Origin of the sequence: Mesorhizobium sp. M0626, from assembly GCF_040320665.1 — a bacterium.
In the GTDB taxonomy this organism is placed as follows: Bacteria; Pseudomonadota; Alphaproteobacteria; order Rhizobiales; family Rhizobiaceae; genus Mesorhizobium.
In genome coordinates this window covers 40,082-58,227 of record NZ_JAMYQD010000022.1, presented here as the reverse complement: position 1 = coordinate 58,227, position 18,146 = coordinate 40,082, and the positions used below count along the sequence as shown (strand labels likewise).

Annotated in this window: 15 protein-coding genes; 7 read left to right on the top strand and 8 right to left on the bottom strand. The window is 61.7% G+C overall.

Annotated elements, in window-relative coordinates; all coding sequences use genetic code 11:
• Positions 1 to 19: 19 nt before the first annotated feature.
• The 5 genes from NKI37_RS26165 to NKI37_RS26145 form a co-directional block, all read right to left on the bottom strand.
• Entirely contained in the window at positions 20 to 748 is a 729-nt protein-coding gene (locus tag NKI37_RS26165; protein WP_023754634.1) for an SDR family oxidoreductase, read from the bottom strand.
• A gap of 28 nt (positions 749 to 776) precedes the next feature.
• The gene (locus tag NKI37_RS26160) at positions 777 to 2,036 is read right to left on the bottom strand and encodes a sugar ABC transporter permease (RefSeq protein WP_023672500.1); all 1,260 of its coding nucleotides are present in this window, start codon (positions 2,034 to 2,036) and stop codon (positions 777 to 779) included.
• Positions 2,033 to 2,857, bottom strand: a complete 825-nt coding sequence (locus NKI37_RS26155; protein ID WP_352788690.1) for an ATP-binding cassette domain-containing protein — start codon at positions 2,855 to 2,857, stop codon at positions 2,033 to 2,035. The genes NKI37_RS26160 and NKI37_RS26155 overlap by 4 nt, the downstream gene beginning before the upstream one ends.
• Before the next feature lie 152 nt (positions 2,858 to 3,009).
• Positions 3,010 to 4,074, bottom strand: coding sequence for an ABC transporter substrate-binding protein (locus NKI37_RS26150; RefSeq protein ID WP_023672498.1), 1,065 nt, complete (start codon positions 4,072 to 4,074; stop codon positions 3,010 to 3,012).
• A gap of 228 nt (positions 4,075 to 4,302) precedes the next feature.
• Positions 4,303 to 5,187, bottom strand: coding sequence for an AraC family transcriptional regulator (locus NKI37_RS26145; RefSeq protein WP_023672497.1), 885 nt, complete (start codon positions 5,185 to 5,187; stop codon positions 4,303 to 4,305).
• Between the two features lie 309 nt (positions 5,188 to 5,496).
• On the opposite strand from NKI37_RS26145, the gene NKI37_RS26140 reads away from it, so the two are divergent.
• From NKI37_RS26140 to NKI37_RS26125, 4 genes are all read left to right on the top strand, one after another.
• Positions 5,497 to 6,558: a maleylacetate reductase gene (locus NKI37_RS26140; RefSeq protein ID WP_352788692.1), complete on the top strand. Its 1,062-nt coding sequence runs from the start codon at positions 5,497 to 5,499 to the stop codon at positions 6,556 to 6,558.
• A gap of 301 nt (positions 6,559 to 6,859) precedes the next feature.
• Positions 6,860 to 7,741 carry a metal ABC transporter solute-binding protein, Zn/Mn family gene (locus tag NKI37_RS26135; RefSeq protein WP_352788694.1) on the top strand — a complete coding sequence of 294 codons (882 nt, stop codon included), beginning with the start codon at positions 6,860 to 6,862 and terminating at the stop codon, positions 7,739 to 7,741.
• Positions 7,742 to 7,767: 26 nt separating this feature from the next.
• Positions 7,768 to 8,562 (top strand): metal ABC transporter ATP-binding protein, encoded by a 795-nt coding sequence (locus tag NKI37_RS26130; RefSeq protein ID WP_023828791.1) that lies wholly within the window; start codon positions 7,768 to 7,770, stop codon positions 8,560 to 8,562.
• Positions 8,546 to 9,373, top strand: coding sequence for a metal ABC transporter permease (locus NKI37_RS26125; protein WP_023685454.1), 828 nt, complete (start codon positions 8,546 to 8,548; stop codon positions 9,371 to 9,373). Before NKI37_RS26130 ends, NKI37_RS26125 begins: the two co-directional genes overlap by 17 nt.
• Positions 9,374 to 10,114: 741 nt before the next feature.
• Here the strand turns inward: NKI37_RS26125 and NKI37_RS26120 are convergent.
• Entirely contained in the window at positions 10,115 to 10,468 is a 354-nt protein-coding gene (locus NKI37_RS26120; RefSeq protein ID WP_023685453.1) for a cupin domain-containing protein, read from the bottom strand.
• Positions 10,469 to 10,511: 43 nt separating this feature from the next.
• Between NKI37_RS26120 and NKI37_RS26115 the strand changes: the two genes are divergently transcribed.
• Positions 10,512 to 11,510 carry an SGNH hydrolase domain-containing protein gene (locus tag NKI37_RS26115; RefSeq protein ID WP_352794595.1) on the top strand — a complete coding sequence of 333 codons (999 nt, stop codon included), beginning with the start codon at positions 10,512 to 10,514 and terminating at the stop codon, positions 11,508 to 11,510.
• Here NKI37_RS26115 and NKI37_RS26110 read toward each other — a convergent pair.
• Together NKI37_RS26110 and NKI37_RS26105 are read right to left on the bottom strand one after the other, a co-directional pair.
• On the bottom strand, positions 11,457 to 12,962 hold the full coding sequence (locus tag NKI37_RS26110; RefSeq protein ID WP_081730947.1) for an ATP-binding protein: 1,506 nt from the start codon (positions 12,960 to 12,962) through the stop codon (positions 11,457 to 11,459). The genes NKI37_RS26115 and NKI37_RS26110 overlap by 54 nt on opposite strands.
• A 9-nt stretch (positions 12,963 to 12,971) precedes the next feature.
• Positions 12,972 to 14,579: a radical SAM protein gene (locus NKI37_RS26105; RefSeq protein WP_352788699.1), complete on the bottom strand. Its 1,608-nt coding sequence runs from the start codon at positions 14,577 to 14,579 to the stop codon at positions 12,972 to 12,974.
• A 113-nt stretch (positions 14,580 to 14,692) separates the two neighbouring features.
• Between NKI37_RS26105 and NKI37_RS26100 the strand changes: the two genes are divergently transcribed.
• Together NKI37_RS26100 and NKI37_RS26095 are read left to right on the top strand one after the other, a co-directional pair.
• Positions 14,693 to 16,465, top strand: a complete 1,773-nt coding sequence (locus NKI37_RS26100) for a PIN-like domain-containing protein (RefSeq protein ID WP_023828795.1) — start codon at positions 14,693 to 14,695, stop codon at positions 16,463 to 16,465.
• Positions 16,462 to 18,111, top strand: a complete 1,650-nt coding sequence (locus NKI37_RS26095) for an ATP-binding protein (protein WP_023828796.1) — start codon at positions 16,462 to 16,464, stop codon at positions 18,109 to 18,111. The genes NKI37_RS26100 and NKI37_RS26095 overlap by 4 nt, the downstream gene beginning before the upstream one ends.
• Positions 18,112 to 18,146 lie beyond the last annotated feature (35 nt).

The following is an 18,146-nucleotide window of genomic DNA, read 5'->3' as shown; positions in this document are numbered from 1 at the left end:
CTGCCTAATGCCTACTGCCTCACAAATCATTGCTCTGCGGCAGGATCACCAGATCCCGGATAGTGACATTTCTCGGCCTAGTCAGCATGAACAGCACGGCTTCGGCGACCTCGACCGGTTGAATCAGGCCGCCCTTGGCCAGTTCATCCTCAAGCTTGTCCTTCGGCCAGTCGCTGATCAGCGCTGTCACCACCGGCCCCGGCTGCACCGCGCCGAGGCGCAGGCCGTGCGGGGCGACCTGCCGGCGCACCGTGTGGACGAAGGCCTGCACGGCATGCTTGGAGGCGGTGTAGATCGGCTCCCAGACCACCGGCACCAGTCCGGCGATCGAGGACGTCACGATGATGTCGCCGGTCTTTCGTTCGACCATATGCGGAAGCACGGCGTGTATGGAACGGAACACCGCGTTGATGTTGAGGTTCAGCATGCGGTCCCACACATCGGGGTCGCCTTCGAGCACCGGGCCTCCGACATAGGCGCCGGCATTGGCGTGGAAGATATCGAGCTGGCCGGCCTTGTCCAGGATTTGCGGCATCATCGTCGCGACGCTGGCCGGCTCCATCAGATCGATCACCAGCGGGATCGCGTTGGGACCGAGTTCGGTGCAGACGCTTTTCAGCGCGTCGGCGGCGCGGTCGACGAGCATAACGCGAACGCCGGCGGCAATCAGCGCTCTCGCGCATTCCAGGCCTATGCCCGACGCGGCGCCGGTGATCGCCGCGACCTTTCCACTCAAATCCTGAGCCATTCTATCCTCGTATCGATTGCGGTTGCGTTCAGGCGCGGCCGTGGGAAACCCGCGAGCGGCGTGCCAGGGAGTCGACGATGACCGCAATTGCCAGAACGGCGCCGGTGATCATGTAGCGAAGCGACGATGACAGATCGAGCAAGGTCAGCCCGCTGGCGATCGACTGGATGACGATGATCCCGAGCAGCGCGGAATAGGCGCTGCCACGGCCGCCAAACAGGCTGGTGCCGCCTATGACCGCCGCCGCAATGGCGTTGAGGTTGACGTCGCCGGTGCCGGCCTGCTGGCTGGCAGAGGCCAGCCGCGCCGCCGACAGCACGCCGCCAAGGGCGGCGAACATCGAGCACATGACGAAGGCGCTGAGGTAGATCGAGCGCACCTTGATGCCGGCGCGGCGCGCCGCTTCGCGGTTGCCGCCGACGGCGGTCATCGAGCGGCCCCATTGGGTGCGGGTCAGCGCATAGTTCATCGCCACCACCAGGCCGACGAACAGGCCGAACATCCACGGTATGCCGCGCGCCTGGTTGAGATAGCCGACGATCAGTTCGAGCAGGATGGTCAGGGCGGCGACGCGCACGATGAGGCCGCCGACAGACGGCGCCGACAAATTGACGGCCCGGCGGCGGCTGACGGTGCGCAGGCCGCTGATCAGCATGACGATGCCGGGCAATGCCGCCAGTGCATAGGACAGCCAGTCCGGCATGACCAGCAACTGGCCGAAATTCACCAGGTTCGAGCCATAGGGCAGATTGATCGAGCCGGTGGAGCCCAGAATATACAGCTGCAGGCCGAGCACGGCGAGCAGGCCGGCGAGCGTCGAGACGAAGCTTGGCATGCCGAGCCGGTTGAACAGCAAGGCATAGAGCGCGCCGATGAAACCGCCGACGGCAATTGCGGCGAGGATGGCGAGCGCCACCGGCCAGCCCTGGTTGACCCACAGCGTGCCTACCATGGCCGAGGCAAAGCCGCTGATCGAGCCGACCGACAGGTCGATCTCACCGACCATCAGCACACAGACGATGCCGAGCGCGATGACGCCGACGGTCGAGCAGTCGAACAGGAGATTGACCAGATTGCTCGACGAGACGAAGACCGGATTGAGGGCGGTGAACACGCTCCAGATGATGACCAGGCCGACGATGACCGGCAACGAGCCGAGGTCGCCGGAGCGGACGCGGTCGAAGAAGGCGCTGATGGCGCCACCAACGCCGGCCTGGTGCTTGACGCGCACGTCGCTGCGGTCGAGCGCCGTCGACGAAGAGGTGTCCTGCTTGGGCTCCGCGCTCATGGCCGCTGCTCCTGGTTGTGCGCTTGTTCGGCGGCCTTGCGCCGTTCGGCGCGGCGCGACACTGCATTGTTGGCGGCGCCGGTGATGGCGCTGACCAGTTCCTGGTTCGAGGCGTCGGGTTCGAAGACGCCGTTGTTGCGGCCGAGCCTGAGCACGACGATGCGGTCGGCGACGGCGCGCACGTCCTCCATATTGTGACTGATCATCAGCACGCCGAGCCCACGCTCGCGCACCCGGTCGATGAGGTTCAGCACTTCCGCCGTCTGGGCGACGCCAAGAGCGGCGGTCGGCTCGTCGAGCAGGACGACCTTGGGGTCGAGCAGCAGCGAGCGGGCGATCGCCACGGTCTGGCGCTGGCCGCCGGACAGCGAGGCGACCGCCTCGCGGACGCTTGGAATACGCGCCGACAATTCGTTGAGCAGCGTCCAGGCGCGAATTTCCATCGCCACCTCGTCCAGCCGCAGCGGGTTGATCTCCTTGCCGAGAAAGATGTTGGCGACGACGTCGAGGTTTTCGCACAGTGCGAGATCCTGGAAGACGGTGGCGATGCCGAGCGTCAGCGCGGCGCTCGGGTCGGGCATCGTCACTTGCCTGCCGCGGAAATTGATGGTGCCCGAGCTCGGCTGGTGGACGCCGGCCAGAATCTTGACCAGCGTCGACTTGCCGGCTCCATTGTCGCCGACCAGCGCCACCACCTCGCCGGCATGGACATCGAGATCGATATCGGTGAGCGCCGAAACGGCGCCGAAATTCTTCGAGATGCCGCGCAGGCTGAGCACCAGCTCGCCTGCCGAAACCGGTCCGTCAGATATGTCAGACATGGTGGCAAACCTTTCCGGATGGGCGGTCAAGAGTGACTGCGAACTTCCGGCCACCGCAAGGGCGGCCGGAAAGCAGGATCAGGATTCTAGGTCATCCTTTTATGCATGTCGTTATCCCAAAACCGCTGCGCACTTTTGGGCGACCTGCATTGTCACTTTGTAATGCCGAGCTTCTTGCAACCTTCGGCGTAGCGGTCGACGCAAAGCTCTTCGGCGGTGTTGATCTTCTTGTCGATGATCTCGGCCTTTAGGTTTTCCTGCGTCACCACCGCCGGCGTGAACAGCTGCGAAGGAGTGTCGTAGAGAGTCATTTCGGCCTTCGGCGTCTCGCCCGACAGAAGCTGGACGGCGACGTTGGCGGCAGCCGCCGCAACGATCTCGCTCGGCTTGGAGATGGTGTTGTACTGGTCGCCGGCGATGATCAGCTGCAGGGCGGCGATGGTCGCGTCATTGCCGGTCACCGGCGGCACCGGATCGACACCGGCGGCCTTGAAAGCGGCGATGGCGCCACCACCGGTGCCGTCATTGGCCGCAACGACGCCGACGATCTGCGTGGAGAAGCGGGTGATCTGGCCGCTTGCCCATTGCTGCGCCTTCGGCGGCGCCCATTCCGGCGTGTCGTATTCGGCAAGGATCTTGTAGCCGCTGTTGTCGAGGCTGGAATGGATGCCCTTCTTGATCAGCCCCGCGGCCGCGTCCGTCGGCGATCCGTTGATCTGCAGCAGGCCGCCGCTGGCCGGGTCGACCTTCAGCGCCTTGAGGTGTTCGACGAGCGAGTCGGCAATGGCCTTGCCGATGCCTTCATTGTTGAACGAGACGTAGAAGTCGGCAGGTGCAGTCGGGATCGGGCGATCATAGGCGATGACCTTGACGCCCTGGCTCTGCGCCAGCTTGACCAGCGAGGCGGCGGCGGTCGAGTCGACAGGGTCAAGCACGATCGCCTTGGCGCCCTGCGAGATTACCGAGTTGAACTGCTGCTGCTGGCGCGAGGCGTCGGCATCGGCGTTCTGGTAGATTACCTTGCAGCCGGGGCATAGTTTTTTCATCTCGGCGACGAAGCCGGGATAGTCGTGCTGCTCGTAGCGCGTCGAGGCCTGGTCGGGCATCAAGAAGGCGACCGTGGCGTCGGTAACCGGGGCGGCAAAGGCAGCGGTGCCGCCAAGAAGAGACAGAGTGAGCGCAATGGCTCCCGTCGATTTCCAGGCAAATCTGGTCATTTTGATAGCTCCGTTTCAAGGAATGGTTTCATGAAGCCCTGGACACCACATGGCGCCGGGCCTTGACTGTAGTCGGCTGTTGCGAGGAACAACGGAGCACTCGATCCGTGCTGCGCATCCCCTTGATATCGCTGGATTTCGGGACAGGCGATCTCCAGCACGGGGCGCCTCCAACGCACCCCGCGTTCTTACCTCAGTAAATGTCTAGGCTCCTCCCGGTCCTCCCTGTTAGGCGGCAATCTCCGCGCTGATGTTTTCCGCCAGCAGGGCCCTGAAGCGCGAAGGCGACATGCCTTTCTGGGTCAGGAACTGGCGGTTGAAATTCGAGATGTTGTTGTAGCCGGCGGCATAGCAGATCTCGGTAATCGGCATGTCGGCCTCGCTCATCAGCAGTTGGCAGGCGAGGTTGATGCGCAACCGGTTGACATACTGCACCAGCGCCATGCCGGTATGGCGGCGGAAGCTGCGCGAAAACGCGCTCGGGCTGCGGCCGGCGATCGCCGCCAGATCGCTTTCGCTGAACGGCTCGGTCAGGTTGGCGTTGATATAGGCAAGCGCCTTGTTGACGCCGGCCGACATGAAGCCTGAGGGATCTGGCAGATAGCTGGCGCTGGTGAGCGTCCGCACATCGGCGGCGCGGCTCAGAATATCGATCAGCTCCATGAACAAAGCGATGCGGCGAACGCCTTGCGCTTCGACCAGTTCGGCCAGCACAGGTGCGGCGAGCTTGGCGGTAGCGGTGGAGAACAGCGCGCCGCGGCGGCTGAGCTCGAGAATGTTTTCACAACCGGCAAGTTCCGGCAACGCGGCGGTGGCGTCGGCAATGAACTCTTGCGAGAACTGCACGACGCGGCCGCGCAGCGGCACGCTGGCGCCTGCCGGCACGTCGCTGACCCAGTTGTGCGGCAGGTTCGGGCCGGTGAGCACGAGATTGCCGGGCTCGAACTCGCCGATGAAGTCACCGACGAAATAATGGCCCGTGGTGGCGACGACGTGATGGATTTCGTATTCGGGGTGGAAGTGCCAGCGCACCGTGTGGAACGGGTAGCCGTGGGCCCAGGCTTTGAACGACTCGCCGCGTCTGATCTGGACGACTTCCAAGTCCGGATTCATGTCAGTTCCTCCCGGCGCCGGTCCGGTCATGCGACCAGTTGCAGTGCCATCTCCCGCAGGCCGCGTTTGCCGCTCTCTGCAGTGATCAAAGCTTAGGCGGCAATTCATGCAGCCGCCACCACGGTGTGTCCACCTCACTGATACTTTTTTGACGTTTTTGTGGTCAAGGCGATACGTTTGCGAGTACGCGGGAGAGATCAGGCCCCGCTTGCGAGACGGTGACGACGCAAACGATGTCGCCGGCGGCGAGAGCTGGTCGCTCGATTTCGGCTCCGTCACAGTGATAATATGCAAAGGGAGCGGATCGGCATGACAAGGACGTTCACCTACTCCGGCAGCCCTGCGCATATTGTCTTCGGCAATGGCGCGTCGTCCGAGGTGGGCACCTGGATCGAAAAACTCGGCTGCAATCGCGCGCTGGTGCTGTCGACGCCGCATCGGGCGGCCGACGGCGAGGCGCTTGCCAAATCCCTCGGCGCGCTGGCGGCCGGCACCTTTTCGGGCGCCGCCATGCACACGCCGGTCGAGGTAACCCAAACGGCAATGGCCAAGGCGACCGAGGTCAACGCTGACTGCGTTGTCGCGCTTGGCGGCGGCTCGACCACCGGTCTCGGCAAGGCGATCGCCTGGCGCACCGACCTGCCGCAGATCGTCATCCCGACCACCTATGCCGGCTCGGAGGTGACGCCGATCCTCGGTCAGACCGAGAACGGCGAAAAAACCACAATGCGTGACGCAAGGATCCTGCCGGAAGTGGTGATCTACGATTCAGAGCTGACCGTCGGCCTGCCGATAGCGATGAGCGTCGCGTCAGGACTCAACGCCATGGCGCACGCGGCCGAAGCGCTTTACGCGCAGGATCGCAATCCGATTTCCACCCTGATGGCGAAAGAAGGATTGCGCGCCATGACGGCGGCGCTGCCGGTGTTGACCAAGGAGCCTGGAAATATCGATGCACGCGGCGATGCGCTTTACGGCGCCTGGCTGTGCGGTACGGTGCTCGGCGCCGTCGGCATGGCGCTGCATCACAAGATCTGTCACACGCTGGGCGGCTCTTTCGACATGCCGCATGCCGAGACGCATGCGGTGATGTTGCCGCACACGATCGGCTTCAACGCCGTCGCGGTGCCCGACTTGTTGAAGCCGGTCGCCGACTTGTTTGGCGGCAGCGCCGGTAGCGGTCTCCACGATTTCGCCAAGGCGGTCGGCGCGCCCCTTACATTGAAAGAACTCGGCCTCAAGCAGGCCGACCTCGACCGCGCCGCCGAGATTGCGACCAGGAACCCATACTCGAATCCGCGGCCTTTCGACCGCGCCGCAATCCGCGCCCTGTTGCAGCACGCGTGGGAGGGAAGGCGTCCGCAAAACTGACGGCAACAAGCAGGAACTTACCCGCCGCGAATTCATCAGGATACCGCCACGACCGGTGTGTTCGCGGCGGCCTCGCGGTGCCGGCGATCGCCTGCCCTTTCGCATATAGCCGACAGGCATGAGTGGCTCCGCCTGGTCGGCGCAGGCCGCTCACGCTTTTGTGCGCGTGAAAAACTGCGCGGCTCGAAAAGCCCATTGACATCAGCCGTGTTTTCGACGCAAACGTTATATTGTTACTGTTATACAGTTACACAGCCCGCCTCTCCGGCGACATACATTTCAGACTGCAAGGAGACCACGGATGCGTCGCATTCCCTTTCTCGCCGCGCTGCTCGTCGCGGTGCCGCTTTTGACCGGCACGGCTGCCCGCGCCGAAGACAAGCTGACCATCGTGGCGGCCGAGAATTTCTATGGCGACCTTGCCCGCCAGATCGGCGGCAGCAACGTCGCCGTCACCAGCATCCTGGCCAATCCCGATAACGATCCGCATCTGTTCGAGACCAGCCCGTCGACGGCGCGCACCATCGCCGATGCAAAGATCGTCATCTATAACGGCGCCGATTACGATCCGTGGATGGACAAGCTGCTGTCCGCCTCGACAGCCAAGGATCGCACGACCATCGTCGCCGCCGACCTGATCGGCAAGAAGTCGGGCGACAATCCGCATCTGTGGTACGACCCGGCGACGCTGCCGGCCATCGCCAAGGCGCTGAGCGCCGACCTTGCCAAGCGCGATCCGGCCAATGCCGTGTATTATGAGACGAACCTGAAGGCATTCCAGACCTCGCTCGAGGCCATTGACAAGGAAATCACCGACGTCAAGAACACCTATGCCGGCACCGAGGTGACGGCTACCGAGCCGGTCTTCGGCTACATGGCGGAAGCGCTCGGTCTCAAGATGCTGAACTACGATTTCCAGGTGGCCTTGATGAACGATGCGGAGCCGAGCGCCACGCAGGTGGCGGCGTTCGAAAACAGCCTGAAGGACGGCTCGGCCAAGATCCTGTTCTACAATTCGCAGGTGACCGACGAGGCAACGACAAGGCTGCTCGACATCGCCAAGCAGAACAAGGTCACGGTCATCGGCGTCACCGAGACGGAACCGGCGGGCCAGACGATCCAGACCTGGTTCGGCGGCCAGATCGACGCGGTCCAGAAGGCGCTCGCCGCCCGCACACAATGAATGTGACTGCGAATGAATGTGACTAAATGAACGCAATCGAATTCGACAAGGTCACGCTGACCTATGGGGGACGCCGGGTTTTATCCGACGTCTCCTTTTCTCTACCGCAAGGCGCCTTTGTCGGCCTGCTCGGCGCCAATGGCGCCGGCAAGACGACGATGCTGCGCGCCATTCTCGGCCTGATCAAACCGGCCGGCGGCGCCATTTCGGTGCTTGGCAAATCGCCGACGCGCGGCGACGCCGACATCGGCTATATGCCGCAGGCGCGGCGCGCGCTTGGCGATGTCGGCGTCAGCGGCCTCGACTTCGTGCTGAGTGCCGCCGGCGGGCATCGCTGGGGCTGGCCCGTCGCATCGGCTGCCGAGAAGGAGGCGGCGTGGAAGGCTCTTGAAGAGGTGGGCGCCGGCGACCTTGCGCGGCGGCCGCTGGGCGAGCTTTCCGGTGGCGAGCGCCAGCGCATCCTGATCGCTCAATCGTTGATCGGCAATCCGCAACTGCTTTTGCTCGACGAGCCGCTGATCAGCCTCGATGCAGGCCATCAGCGCGCGATCATCGACCTGGTGCATCAGATCGGCGAGCGGCTCGGCATTGCCGTGCTGTTCTGCTCGCACGAGATCAACCCGCTGCTGCGCGCCGTCGACCGCGTGCTCTATCTCGGCAACCGCAAGGCGGCGATCGGCTCCGTCGACGAGGTCATCAGCGGTCCGGTGCTGTCGAAACTCTACGGCACGCATATCAATGTGGTGCGGGTTGCCGGCCGCATCTTCGTCATGGCCGACGATGTAGAACTGGAGAGCGGGGCGCATGTCCACGATCTTTGACTATGAATTCATGCGCAACGCCTTCTATGCCTGCACCATCGTCGGCATCGTTTCGGGCGCGGTCGGCTATTTCCTCGTGCTCCGGGGCCAGACCTTCGCCGGTCATGCGCTCTCCCATGTCGGCTTTCCCGGCGCCACGGGCGCCGGCCTGATCGGGCTGTCTCCGTTTCTCGGCCTCACCGTGTTTACCGTCGCCGCCGGCATCGGCATCGGCCTGCTGGGGGAGCGCGCGCATCGCGACGTCGCCATCGGCATCGTTTTGACGCTGTCGCTCGGCCTGGGCTTGTTGTTTCTGCATTTCTACACCGCCTTCGCCTCGCAGGCGACCAACGTGCTGTTCGGCAATGTGCTGGGCATCAGCCTGCGCACCGTTATCGTGCTTGCGGTGCTGGCGGTGGCGATCCTTGTCGCGCTTTTGCTGATCGCGCGGCCGCTGCTGTTCGCCAGCCTGCAGCCGGAACTCGCCGAAGCGCGCGGCGTGCCGCTCACTCTTGTCTCGACCCTGTTCATGGTGCTGGTCGCCGTCGCCACGTCCGAGGCGGTGCAGATCGTCGGCGTGCTGCTCGTCTTCGCGCTGATGGTGGCGCCTGCAGCCACCGCGCTCAGGCTTACCAGCGGCGTCGGAGCCGGCGTGCTGACGTCCATCGCGCTTGCCGTGATCATCGCCTGGATCAGCCTGACGCTCGCCTTCCTGACCGACTGGCCGACGAGCTTCTGGATCACGGCGCTGGGCGCGGCGGCCTATGTCGTCAGCGGCATGGTCCGGCGCCCGTCGGTCCGAGAGACTCAGAGCGCCGACGCCGGCCCCTGAGGCTTGCCCTCCGGCAGGTCGATCGGGCCGGCTGGGGTGCAAAACTGACGTGAGGGAAATACACCCAAAAAAAGTCAGGTCTACAATCCGGCTCCTGAAACGTTTCAGCCGCGAAAGACAAATTCATCCAATCGCCTAGATCGCGACCTCTGTCGCGCCAAAGGTCCCCTCCGGAGCGGCCGGAACACCCGGAAAACCGCCATTTCAAGCGCATTTTGCAGCGGCGAATGGCTTGCGCGAGGCCGGCTGGAAAGCTGGCCGGGAGGCGCAAAAGGGACCTCCCGCGGCCATTGCGGGCGGCGTTGACAGACCGCGGTGCTGCATGCGTATAGCAAGCCATGGGTCACGCCATGGCCGTGGCGGTTGAGACGGGGCTGGGGGGTTTCGTAACAACAGCATTGACGGCCCGGCGCCGGACGGGCGGCATGCACTCTCGAAGTGCGCCGCTCGCTCTTGGCTGACGCGCCGGCGACCCGGCAGCAGTCCTGGCCTGCGTTCTCTCGACCAGGCTCCGCAGAACGCCATCGTCTCAGCTTTTCGATCCGCATCGGTTCGAAGCGAACGAGGTGACGCCCTCTTAACCGATATTCGCTTCGCTACGTCCCCCTCCCCCTGCTGGGCGAGGGGGACGCTGGCGATGAACCGCGCCGGCCGACGTGTATCGGCACCGATCAGGAACTGCCGACGACGCGATCAAGCAAGCCTGACGACGAGCCGATCAGGCGACCCTGGCGACGTCGATCAAGCAAGCTTGACGACGAAGTGCTTGGTTACCGGCTCGAGAATATGCCAGGTGCCCTTGAAATCGGCTTCGACCACGAACGCATCGCCCGGACCGACCTCGACAGGCGTGCCGCCATCGGGCGTGATGATGATGCGGCCGGCGATCATGTGCACGAACTCATAGTCGGTGTAGGTGGCGTGATAAGTGCCGGGCGAGGCCCGCCAGGTGCCCGACAGCACCTTGCCGTCGGCGGTGGTGTGCTGCACGGCGGTCTGCATGGTCGGCCGGCCCGCGACAACGATCCAGCCCGGTAAGTCGCCGCCCTCGGCATGCTCGACAGCGCCGAATTTGAAAATGGTGGTGTTGGTCATGGGAGGCTCCGTTTGAATTGCATGGCTGCCGGTTGGATAGCCGATGCGTGTGACGGGAGCAACGCAAGGGCCGACCCCGGATGTCGGAGATTTGGCGAAGGAGGCGGTGGCCGCGCGTGGAGCGCCTGCCTGCATTGCCGTCAGCGCCGCGCAGCCGTCCCCGGCGCGCGCGGCCCGCTGTATTCTCTCCTTTGAGACAGTGACGCCGAAGGCCTGCGTGTTCGGCAACAAGGACGCCCGGCGCTCGATTGCGCTTTTCGGCGATTCGCATGCCGACCACTGGTCGACGCCGCTGATCGAGGCGGCCGAAAAGAACGACACCAAGGTCGTCACCTGGCTCAAATCCGGCTGCCGCGCCTCGCGGGTGACGGTATGGGCGACCAAGCTGAAGCGGAACTACACCGAATGCGATCAATGGCGCGCGCAATCGATCCGGCAGATCATCGCCGCGCGGCCGAACCTGGTGGTGATCTCGGAGATCGCGCTGGTCAGCCTCGACAAGATGGCAGCCGGCATGCAGGCGCCCGAAAGCCAGGAGGCCGACGGGCGCGCCGGCCTGCATGCGACGCTCACCGCGTTCAGCCAGGCCGGGCTGAAGGTTGCCGTCATCCGCGACGTGCCGTTCAACGACGATCATGTCGACACCTGCGTGGCGCGCGCGCTGTGGCGCGGCGAAAAGCCGTCGCTGTGCGACCAGAAGCGCACGGAAGCCGCCAACGACGCCAACGCGGCGGTGGAGCGCAACATCGTGCGCGCCGTGCCCGGCGGCAGCTACATCGACATGACCAGCCAGTTCTGCGACGCCAAGACTGCCACGTCTTCATCAACGGCAAGATCGCCTACCGCGACCAGCATCATTTGGCGACGCCGTTCGCGGAGACGCTGGAGCCGGCGGTGGAGAAGGCGCTGTTTTAGGGTGTGGTGGCGAAGGAGGGAGCGATCTGCCAGCGTTCCTGTCAGCTACCGGCGTTGTATCCGCGCCAAATCGTCAACTAACATCACGAAGATGCGCGTAGACATCCTTCAATTCATCCTTCGATAGTCCACTCTGAAGAGCAACTGACCGTAGTCGCCGCACAAGCTGCTTCTGCGGGAGAGATAATTTTGCTTCTTCACTTATTTGCGCGGTAGCGTCCGCAGCTCTTTCCGAGGCGAAGGATACGGTGGGGGCGTCATCCACCCTGAACTCCGATGTTGAGGGGTAGTCACGATTGGTGCCTTTGGTTACCCGATGCCCGGCCGCATCTGCCAGAGCGGCGGCCGCGAGCTCTGCTCGACGCACATTGTTGCGGGCGATCGATGCCGCGCGCGCCCGTCGCGCAATCTGCCGTGCAAGTGGCTCGAGTTGGGCTGTGAGGTTTGAGTAGTGGACGTTCTGCTCAAAGTTGTCCCGCCGGGCGTTGGGCAAAATGCGTGGATCAAGGACGTGCACTTCGCCGACTGCCCAGCTGTTGAAGCGCGTTTCCGGAAATATCTCTTCAAGTAAGTTCTCGCTGCCGACCTGGACGTTGCCTACGCGGGCGCGGATGCCGCCGATCTGCGACCGCACGGTTATCGAACCGAGGTAGCTGTGGTGTAGGAGCCAGCCGAGCCCAGCCACTCCTCCGTCGAGATCGGTAAGAGTCAGCAGCTCAAGCTCGCCGAGAGTGTCGGTGAGGGTGTCTGAAACCTTAAATGCGTCTGTGATAGGTCGAGCCAGCGGCACGCCGTTTGGCTCTAGTCTGATTTCTAGATTGCCGAGTCTCACTGGGGCTAGATGCGCCTCGATCTCCCTCCCCCAGCTAAATGTGGCATCGAACGGGACGGGCGCGATTTGGCTGAGATAGTCGGCCACGATGCTCGGGCTGAGCAAGGCGTCGCGCTTTGTACGGATCACGTCGCTGAGTTCGACCTCGAAGAAGCTGGTTGGCCAGCCATCACCATCGAGATGGCTTATGGTGACAACGCGTTGGATGACGCTGCCGATATCATCGCTCAGACGGACGTCGCGGAGAGCAGCCTTCAGGCGTTGACAATCCCAGCGCAACTCGAGCACCCCCTTGTCGCCAGCCGCTCGCGTCCTGAATGTCAAGTTCCGCCCGTACGCCAGCCCCGCCAGCCTTCCTACTCCTCGAAAACCCCTCGCCCGCGTCCCCCGCTTCGTGCTAGCGCCAATCGCTAGCAACCGCCCTGTTGCCTGCGCGATCGGGATACCCGCGCCATTGTCCCTGATACCGATGAGCCGCTTGCCGGAGTCGATTGTGATGTCAACTTTACCAGGAGCTTCTCTGGCAAGCACGCCCGCGGCGCGGGCATCGTCGATCGCATCCGCCGCGTTCTGAACATACTCGCGATAGATGGTCAGCGGGTCGACATACATTGCACTACTAAGTAACTCGAGCACATCCTTGCCTACAATGATCATTGATGGTGAAGGCGGCTGGGAAACCTTCGTTGCGCCGGGGTCAAGCGCGGAGAAGAGGGCAGAAGAAGCGACCTGTGATTTTCTGGACATTGTTGTTCCTCAGGCTGCTTCAAAGACGGTTTCTGAACGCGCGATTCCGATATCGTCGTCTTCCAAGCCCGCATCCTCAACACGATCCTCAAGCGGCATGGAACAGCTATCCGCCTCGATAGAGCGCTGCGCTTGCCAGATCTCGACCTCCGCCTGCTTGCTGATCGGCACGTAGAAACGCAGTGCCTCACGCATTATGGGATCGTTCGTGTCGGCCACCAGCGCATGGAAATGACTGGGATCGCTCGAGGAAACGAGATCGAGCAGCTCGTGCCGTTGTGAACTACTCAGGCGACCAACGGCGGACCGGTAGTCATCGAACTCGCCGCGCCCGCCACGATCCTCATACCACGTGCGGTTGAAGATAAAATGGTGAGGCCGTGCGAGGATTTCCTCGAACGCATCGAACGTGTCGCCAAAAGCGCGCTTAAAAAATTCCGGCTCGCCGCTCACAACGCCATGCGTTGCTTGGAGAATGATCTGCATTGAGCGCAGCTGATATCGCGTCCACTTTTCGCCGACGAAATTGCGATCCGGCCGATCAGTGGGCTGATAGCGCATCGGAAATGACCAGATGCGCACGCCAAGTTCCTCGTTGAACAGTACGTTGAGGCGCATGCGCTCGAACAGGTCGGCCGGTGTGTCGTGGAAGTTGTAGAGCATGTAGTTTGAGAGCTCGTGTAGTCCATACTCGTGCGCGATCCGAACGGCCTTTTCGTACGGGCCCTTGAGGCCGAGATGATCGAAAGCGATTCTCAGCGGTCGCAGACAAATCGTCGCGAGTTCGCGCAGGTACATTGGGTCTTTGGCGAGGATGCGCGCATCGACGCCCTGATTGAAGTCGACCCGGCGCTGGGAGGCGACCCGCTCGCCAGGGCGTTTAAGCCTCGCGCCAGCAGCAAAGCCCAGGTCACGGATCTCAGCGACTAGCTGCTTGAATCGCGGCGAGGCGACGACATTGTTGTCCATGAGCAGAAGATCACGCTTCTCGCCATGGCGATCGGCAATCGCGGTTATGATCGCAGAGAGCGAGGTCACATCGCGCTGCGCGCCTTCAAGCTTGGGCACGCCGCAAAAGTGGCATTTGCGGATGCAGCCTCGCGACGCATAGGCGAAGTACGCGTCCCGCACTGGGTATTCGTAGTCTGTCTGGTCAAGAATCGAATAGTCTGGGACGAGATCTTCGATCGGGATACCCGTTCGATCGTCTGAATAGAGTTCTTCGGCAAATTCGTCCAGTTCGAGCGCGATGGCTGGCGCCTCGCTGAGTAACCCTTTGATGAAGCGGACACCCGACCATCTCGGCTCGTTGCGGAAGCGCTCTGTCATAAGTGAAGCAGCGATACCGCCGACAAAAACCCGGTCGGCCCGGCCACCAGCTACCTCGAGCGCAAAATCAATCGTTGCCGCTATCTTCTTATATTCGAACGAAAAAAGTGTTGTTACGTAAATGCGATCCCAAGCAGTGTCTTTCAGAGACACGTCAATGCCTTTGCAGAAACGGACCTCGTCGCGCTTCCCATAAGGCCCGTGATAGGCCGCGAGCTTCATTAGCCCTAGAGGCGGATATTTATTCTTATACCCCGGCTCCAACAATAGAATCCGCCGACCTGCCATGGGAATCTCCAACCCGCCTTGTAGCCAGCCTAGCGTATTCTCTGCAAGAATGCGATCGTCGCCCTCGTTTATTTAAAAAAACTCAACATTCGTAAACTGGGATATCGCCGCGCATGCTCTTCCCACTGGTCAGTCCTTCGCTAGAGGAGTGCACCACCGCTATTTCTGAGGCCTTGCAGGACGATCACGGGCGCATATATCTCGACGCCAATGTACTTATCCATTGTTATGAAATGAGTTCGCGGGCGAGCGAGACGTTACTGCGAACGCTAGAACGCTATGGCAACCGAGTCGGCGTGCCTATTTGGGCAGCGCGGGAAACCTGGGACTATATTACGAAGCGCACTAATAAGCGTCCGCTTTATGCGCTATCTGAACGCATGCGGACGGATTTCACCCGTTTCCGCACAGAGACGACGCGATACATCGACAATAGCGCGCTCGGCGGTAGCAGCAAGGAGAACTATCAGAAGGAAGTCGTCGAGGCGTTCGGCGAAGCACTGACGCTGATCCAACGCGTTGCCCAGCACGAACCCAAGATCGATGAAACCACGGGCCGCTTGCTCCCGTTCATAGACGAGCGCCGAGTGCCTTCGAGGCTTACCGCCATCATTGAAGAGGTCTCGAGAACAGCTGCGGCGCGAATCGCCCACCGTGTCCCGCCCGGTTTTGCGGATGCGCCCCCGCCAAGCGTTGAGGAAGAAAACCACACGATCAAATCGAAAGGCAAGATAGTCAATCCGCATGGGGACATCATCATCTGGTTCGAAATCCTGGAAGACTGTCTCCGACACCAAGCGGAACATTTGGTGATTGTTACCCGTGACACTCGGAAGGAGGATTGGGTCTACTCACCCAAGAAAGTCCGCGACGATAAGGGCCGGCTCCAAGACAACAGAACTGGGATTACACTGGCGCTGCCACTCCTCGTCTATGAAGCGCAGCAGGCCTGTCCCTCGCTCAAAAGCGTTCACATCATATCGGTCGAGATGTTGGCAGCAATCTGGACGATGCAACGGTTTGACGTGTCGGATTTGGCCGCGGCATTGCAGGCTGATGAGGAAGAGCCAGCGCCTGACGACAATGCGCAGGACAGCGGCAGTGCACGTGGCGATGAGAGTGATGCGGCCTATACGGCAGAGTTTGGATCGGCTGACATGACGTACGAGCCTGATCCTGACGACGATCTCGACCAATTGATCGTGGACCTCAGTATCGATGGGTGGAAGGCGCAAAACCAAGCAGTGCGACGCCTCGAACCACAGCTAGGTTCGCTCAACCGCGCGCAACGCATTCAGGTGGGTCGCGAGCTGGTGTCGGCGGCAAATACCGGAGCAGTCGAGCCGGCGGAGGTCCTTGACCGCGTCTTGAGCAATAAGGGTCTAGGACGGCCGCTGCGGTCGGATCTGTTGATAGGCGCGCTAGCCGAGACCTACATCGCGGAAACTGGAGAACCAAAGAAACCGATTGCAACACGCGGCATCGCAGCTTCGCTATATCAAAGCCAGGGCGATGAAGAAGTAGCCGATGCCTATGATGCGGTCCTCAGTCGCCTTCGCGCGCTTAGACGTGAGTATTTGGCGCTGCCGCATGAAGACCCGCGCGAAATCAAGCTCGACATTGCGCTCCAAATGGGAGAACTGGTCAATGTTTCTGTCGGCGAATTCTTTCTGCTCGAACAAGATGCGCCGCCGGCGCGGGCGCTGCAGCGGAGCGGTAATGATGTCACCATGAGCATTGCTGAACTCGTTGACTTGCTAGCGGAGGAGTTCGTGGTGCCGGCGAGCGCCTTAGTCACCGACCTGTCCGCCACGACGAGTATTTCCGTGCCCGAACATCTCGGCTTTGTCGCATGGGGTCCGCAAACGGGGATGTATCTGCGATGACGCCGCTAAATAAAGCTCACCCCGCCGTACCGGCCGACCCAATCCAGGTCGGCTCGTTCTTTCTAGAAACGCTGACCACGGGGATGTACGAGGACCCATTCCACTCTATCCGCGAATATATACAGAATGGCTTCGACGCGATCCAAGATGCTGTCCGTGCAGGGAATCTCCCGGCGGAGGATGGCCGCGTCCTGATTAGCGTCAGCGGCTCCCAGCGCACGCCATCACTTGCTGTGCGAGATAATGGCGCTGGCATTTCTTCTGCCCGCGCCTATACCACGCTCGTTTCCCTCGGTGCTAGTCGTAAGACGCCGACACTCCATGCCGGCTTTCGCGGTATTGGCCGCCTCGCCGGTATCGCATACTGCACGACGCTTCGTTTTACCACCTCGGCTAAGGGAGAGGCGACTGCGACGGTAGTCGAATACGACTGCGGCCACATTCGTGGCTATTTTTCTCCGGGTGCCGAACCTGTGGACGTACGGGAGGTGATGCGTTCCTCGGTGAAGACTAAGGTCATCGGCGCCAACGAGATGGACCACTTCACCGAAGTGGAGATGCTTGGGCTGGTCAATCTTGGCAAAGAGTTTGTCGATCTCGTCAAGCTTCAGCCATATCTACGCGAAGTATGCCCCGTCGAATATGGAGATAACTTCGACTTTGCCGACCGCATACGAAATTTGGCGAACGGGTTCGGTGACGCGCTGCCAACGATCCATGTCGAGACAAAGGTCAAGCGCGAGCGCAAGCCGATCGTTAAACCATACAAGAATACCTATCCCACCTCCCGAAAGAACATCTTTTCTAGGCTTCACAATATCGAGACATTCACCTCGCGAGAGCATGGCTGGTACGGTTGGGTCGGCGTATCCAACTTCCCTGGCGAAATCGTCGATAGCACAGCGGCTGGAATAAGATTTCGTATCAAGAACATTCAGGTCGGTGACGCAGAGATCATTGAGAGTCTGGCGGGAGAACTAACCCCTACTGGATCGGAACGGCGCCTCCAACCGTGGGCCGTCGGCGAGATATTTGTTACCAACGCACAGGTCGTCCCCAACGCCCGCCGCGATGGTTTCGAGGACAGTGCGGCATGGCGCCTCGTTCGAGGAGACATTAAGGATCAGGTCGTTAGGCGGGTGATCAAGCTTGTGCGTAGCGCATCGACGACACGATCGGCGATGAGATTCCTGACCGAAATGCTACGAATACTAACCAACCAGGCCCAAGCGGCAACCTTGGACCAGCCCGAAAAGGCCAGGATCGAGGCTCTGATCAAAAGGCAACTGCAAACGCTCGGTTCGCCCGAGAAGCTCATAGGTGCCGATCCGAAGGAAGTCAGTACGCTGACATCTAAATTCAAAGAACTGGCTGAGCAGATGGCCAAACGAACTATTCCGGTTCCGGGCCCCGTTGCAGAGGAAGCCGACGGCGATGAAGGAGTGGAAGGCGATGAAGATAGCGACAGTGATGACGAACCCGAGGACAGTTCCGAAGATGGCGATGAAGGTGAAAACGAGGGCGAGGCGCCACGCCACACACGCGCCGATGTGATTCTCGCCGCCTTGAGTACAGAGCTCGCCGAGGAACAGGCCGCGAGGCTCACGGCCAAGATTGTACATGATCTCGAAAAGCAAGGCCTTTGATGGCCTTGGCGCTGGCCGAGGGAAGTATCGCTCAT

Excerpts from the sequence above, each read along its gene's own strand:
- NKI37_RS26125 (WP_023685454.1), top strand. The coding sequence starts at position 8,546 with ATGTCCACGATCTTTGACTATGAATTCATGCGCAACGCCTTCTATGCC.
- NKI37_RS26155 (WP_352788690.1), bottom strand. The coding sequence starts at position 2,857 with ATGTCTGACATATCTGACGGACCGGTTTCGGCAGGCGAGCTGGTGCTC.
- NKI37_RS26115 (WP_352794595.1), top strand. The coding sequence starts at position 10,512 with ATGCGTGTGACGGGAGCAACGCAAGGGCCGACCCCGGATGTCGGAGAT.
- NKI37_RS26145 (WP_023672497.1), bottom strand. The coding sequence starts at position 5,187 with ATGAATCCGGACTTGGAAGTCGTCCAGATCAGACGCGGCGAGTCGTTC.
- NKI37_RS26130 (WP_023828791.1), top strand. The coding sequence starts at position 7,768 with ATGAACGCAATCGAATTCGACAAGGTCACGCTGACCTATGGGGGACGC.
- NKI37_RS26105 (WP_352788699.1), bottom strand. The coding sequence starts at position 14,579 with ATGGCAGGTCGGCGGATTCTATTGTTGGAGCCGGGGTATAAGAATAAA.
- NKI37_RS26140 (WP_352788692.1), top strand. The coding sequence starts at position 5,497 with ATGACAAGGACGTTCACCTACTCCGGCAGCCCTGCGCATATTGTCTTC.
- NKI37_RS26100 (WP_023828795.1), top strand. The coding sequence starts at position 14,693 with ATGCTCTTCCCACTGGTCAGTCCTTCGCTAGAGGAGTGCACCACCGCT.
- NKI37_RS26095 (WP_023828796.1), top strand. The coding sequence starts at position 16,462 with ATGACGCCGCTAAATAAAGCTCACCCCGCCGTACCGGCCGACCCAATC.
- NKI37_RS26160 (WP_023672500.1), bottom strand. The coding sequence starts at position 2,036 with ATGAGCGCGGAGCCCAAGCAGGACACCTCTTCGTCGACGGCGCTCGAC.
- NKI37_RS26110 (WP_081730947.1), bottom strand. The coding sequence starts at position 12,962 with ATGTCCAGAAAATCACAGGTCGCTTCTTCTGCCCTCTTCTCCGCGCTT.
- NKI37_RS26135 (WP_352788694.1), top strand. The coding sequence starts at position 6,860 with ATGCGTCGCATTCCCTTTCTCGCCGCGCTGCTCGTCGCGGTGCCGCTT.
- NKI37_RS26165 (WP_023754634.1), bottom strand. The coding sequence starts at position 748 with ATGGCTCAGGATTTGAGTGGAAAGGTCGCGGCGATCACCGGCGCCGCG.
- NKI37_RS26150 (WP_023672498.1), bottom strand. The coding sequence starts at position 4,074 with ATGACCAGATTTGCCTGGAAATCGACGGGAGCCATTGCGCTCACTCTG.
- NKI37_RS26120 (WP_023685453.1), bottom strand. The coding sequence starts at position 10,468 with ATGACCAACACCACCATTTTCAAATTCGGCGCTGTCGAGCATGCCGAG.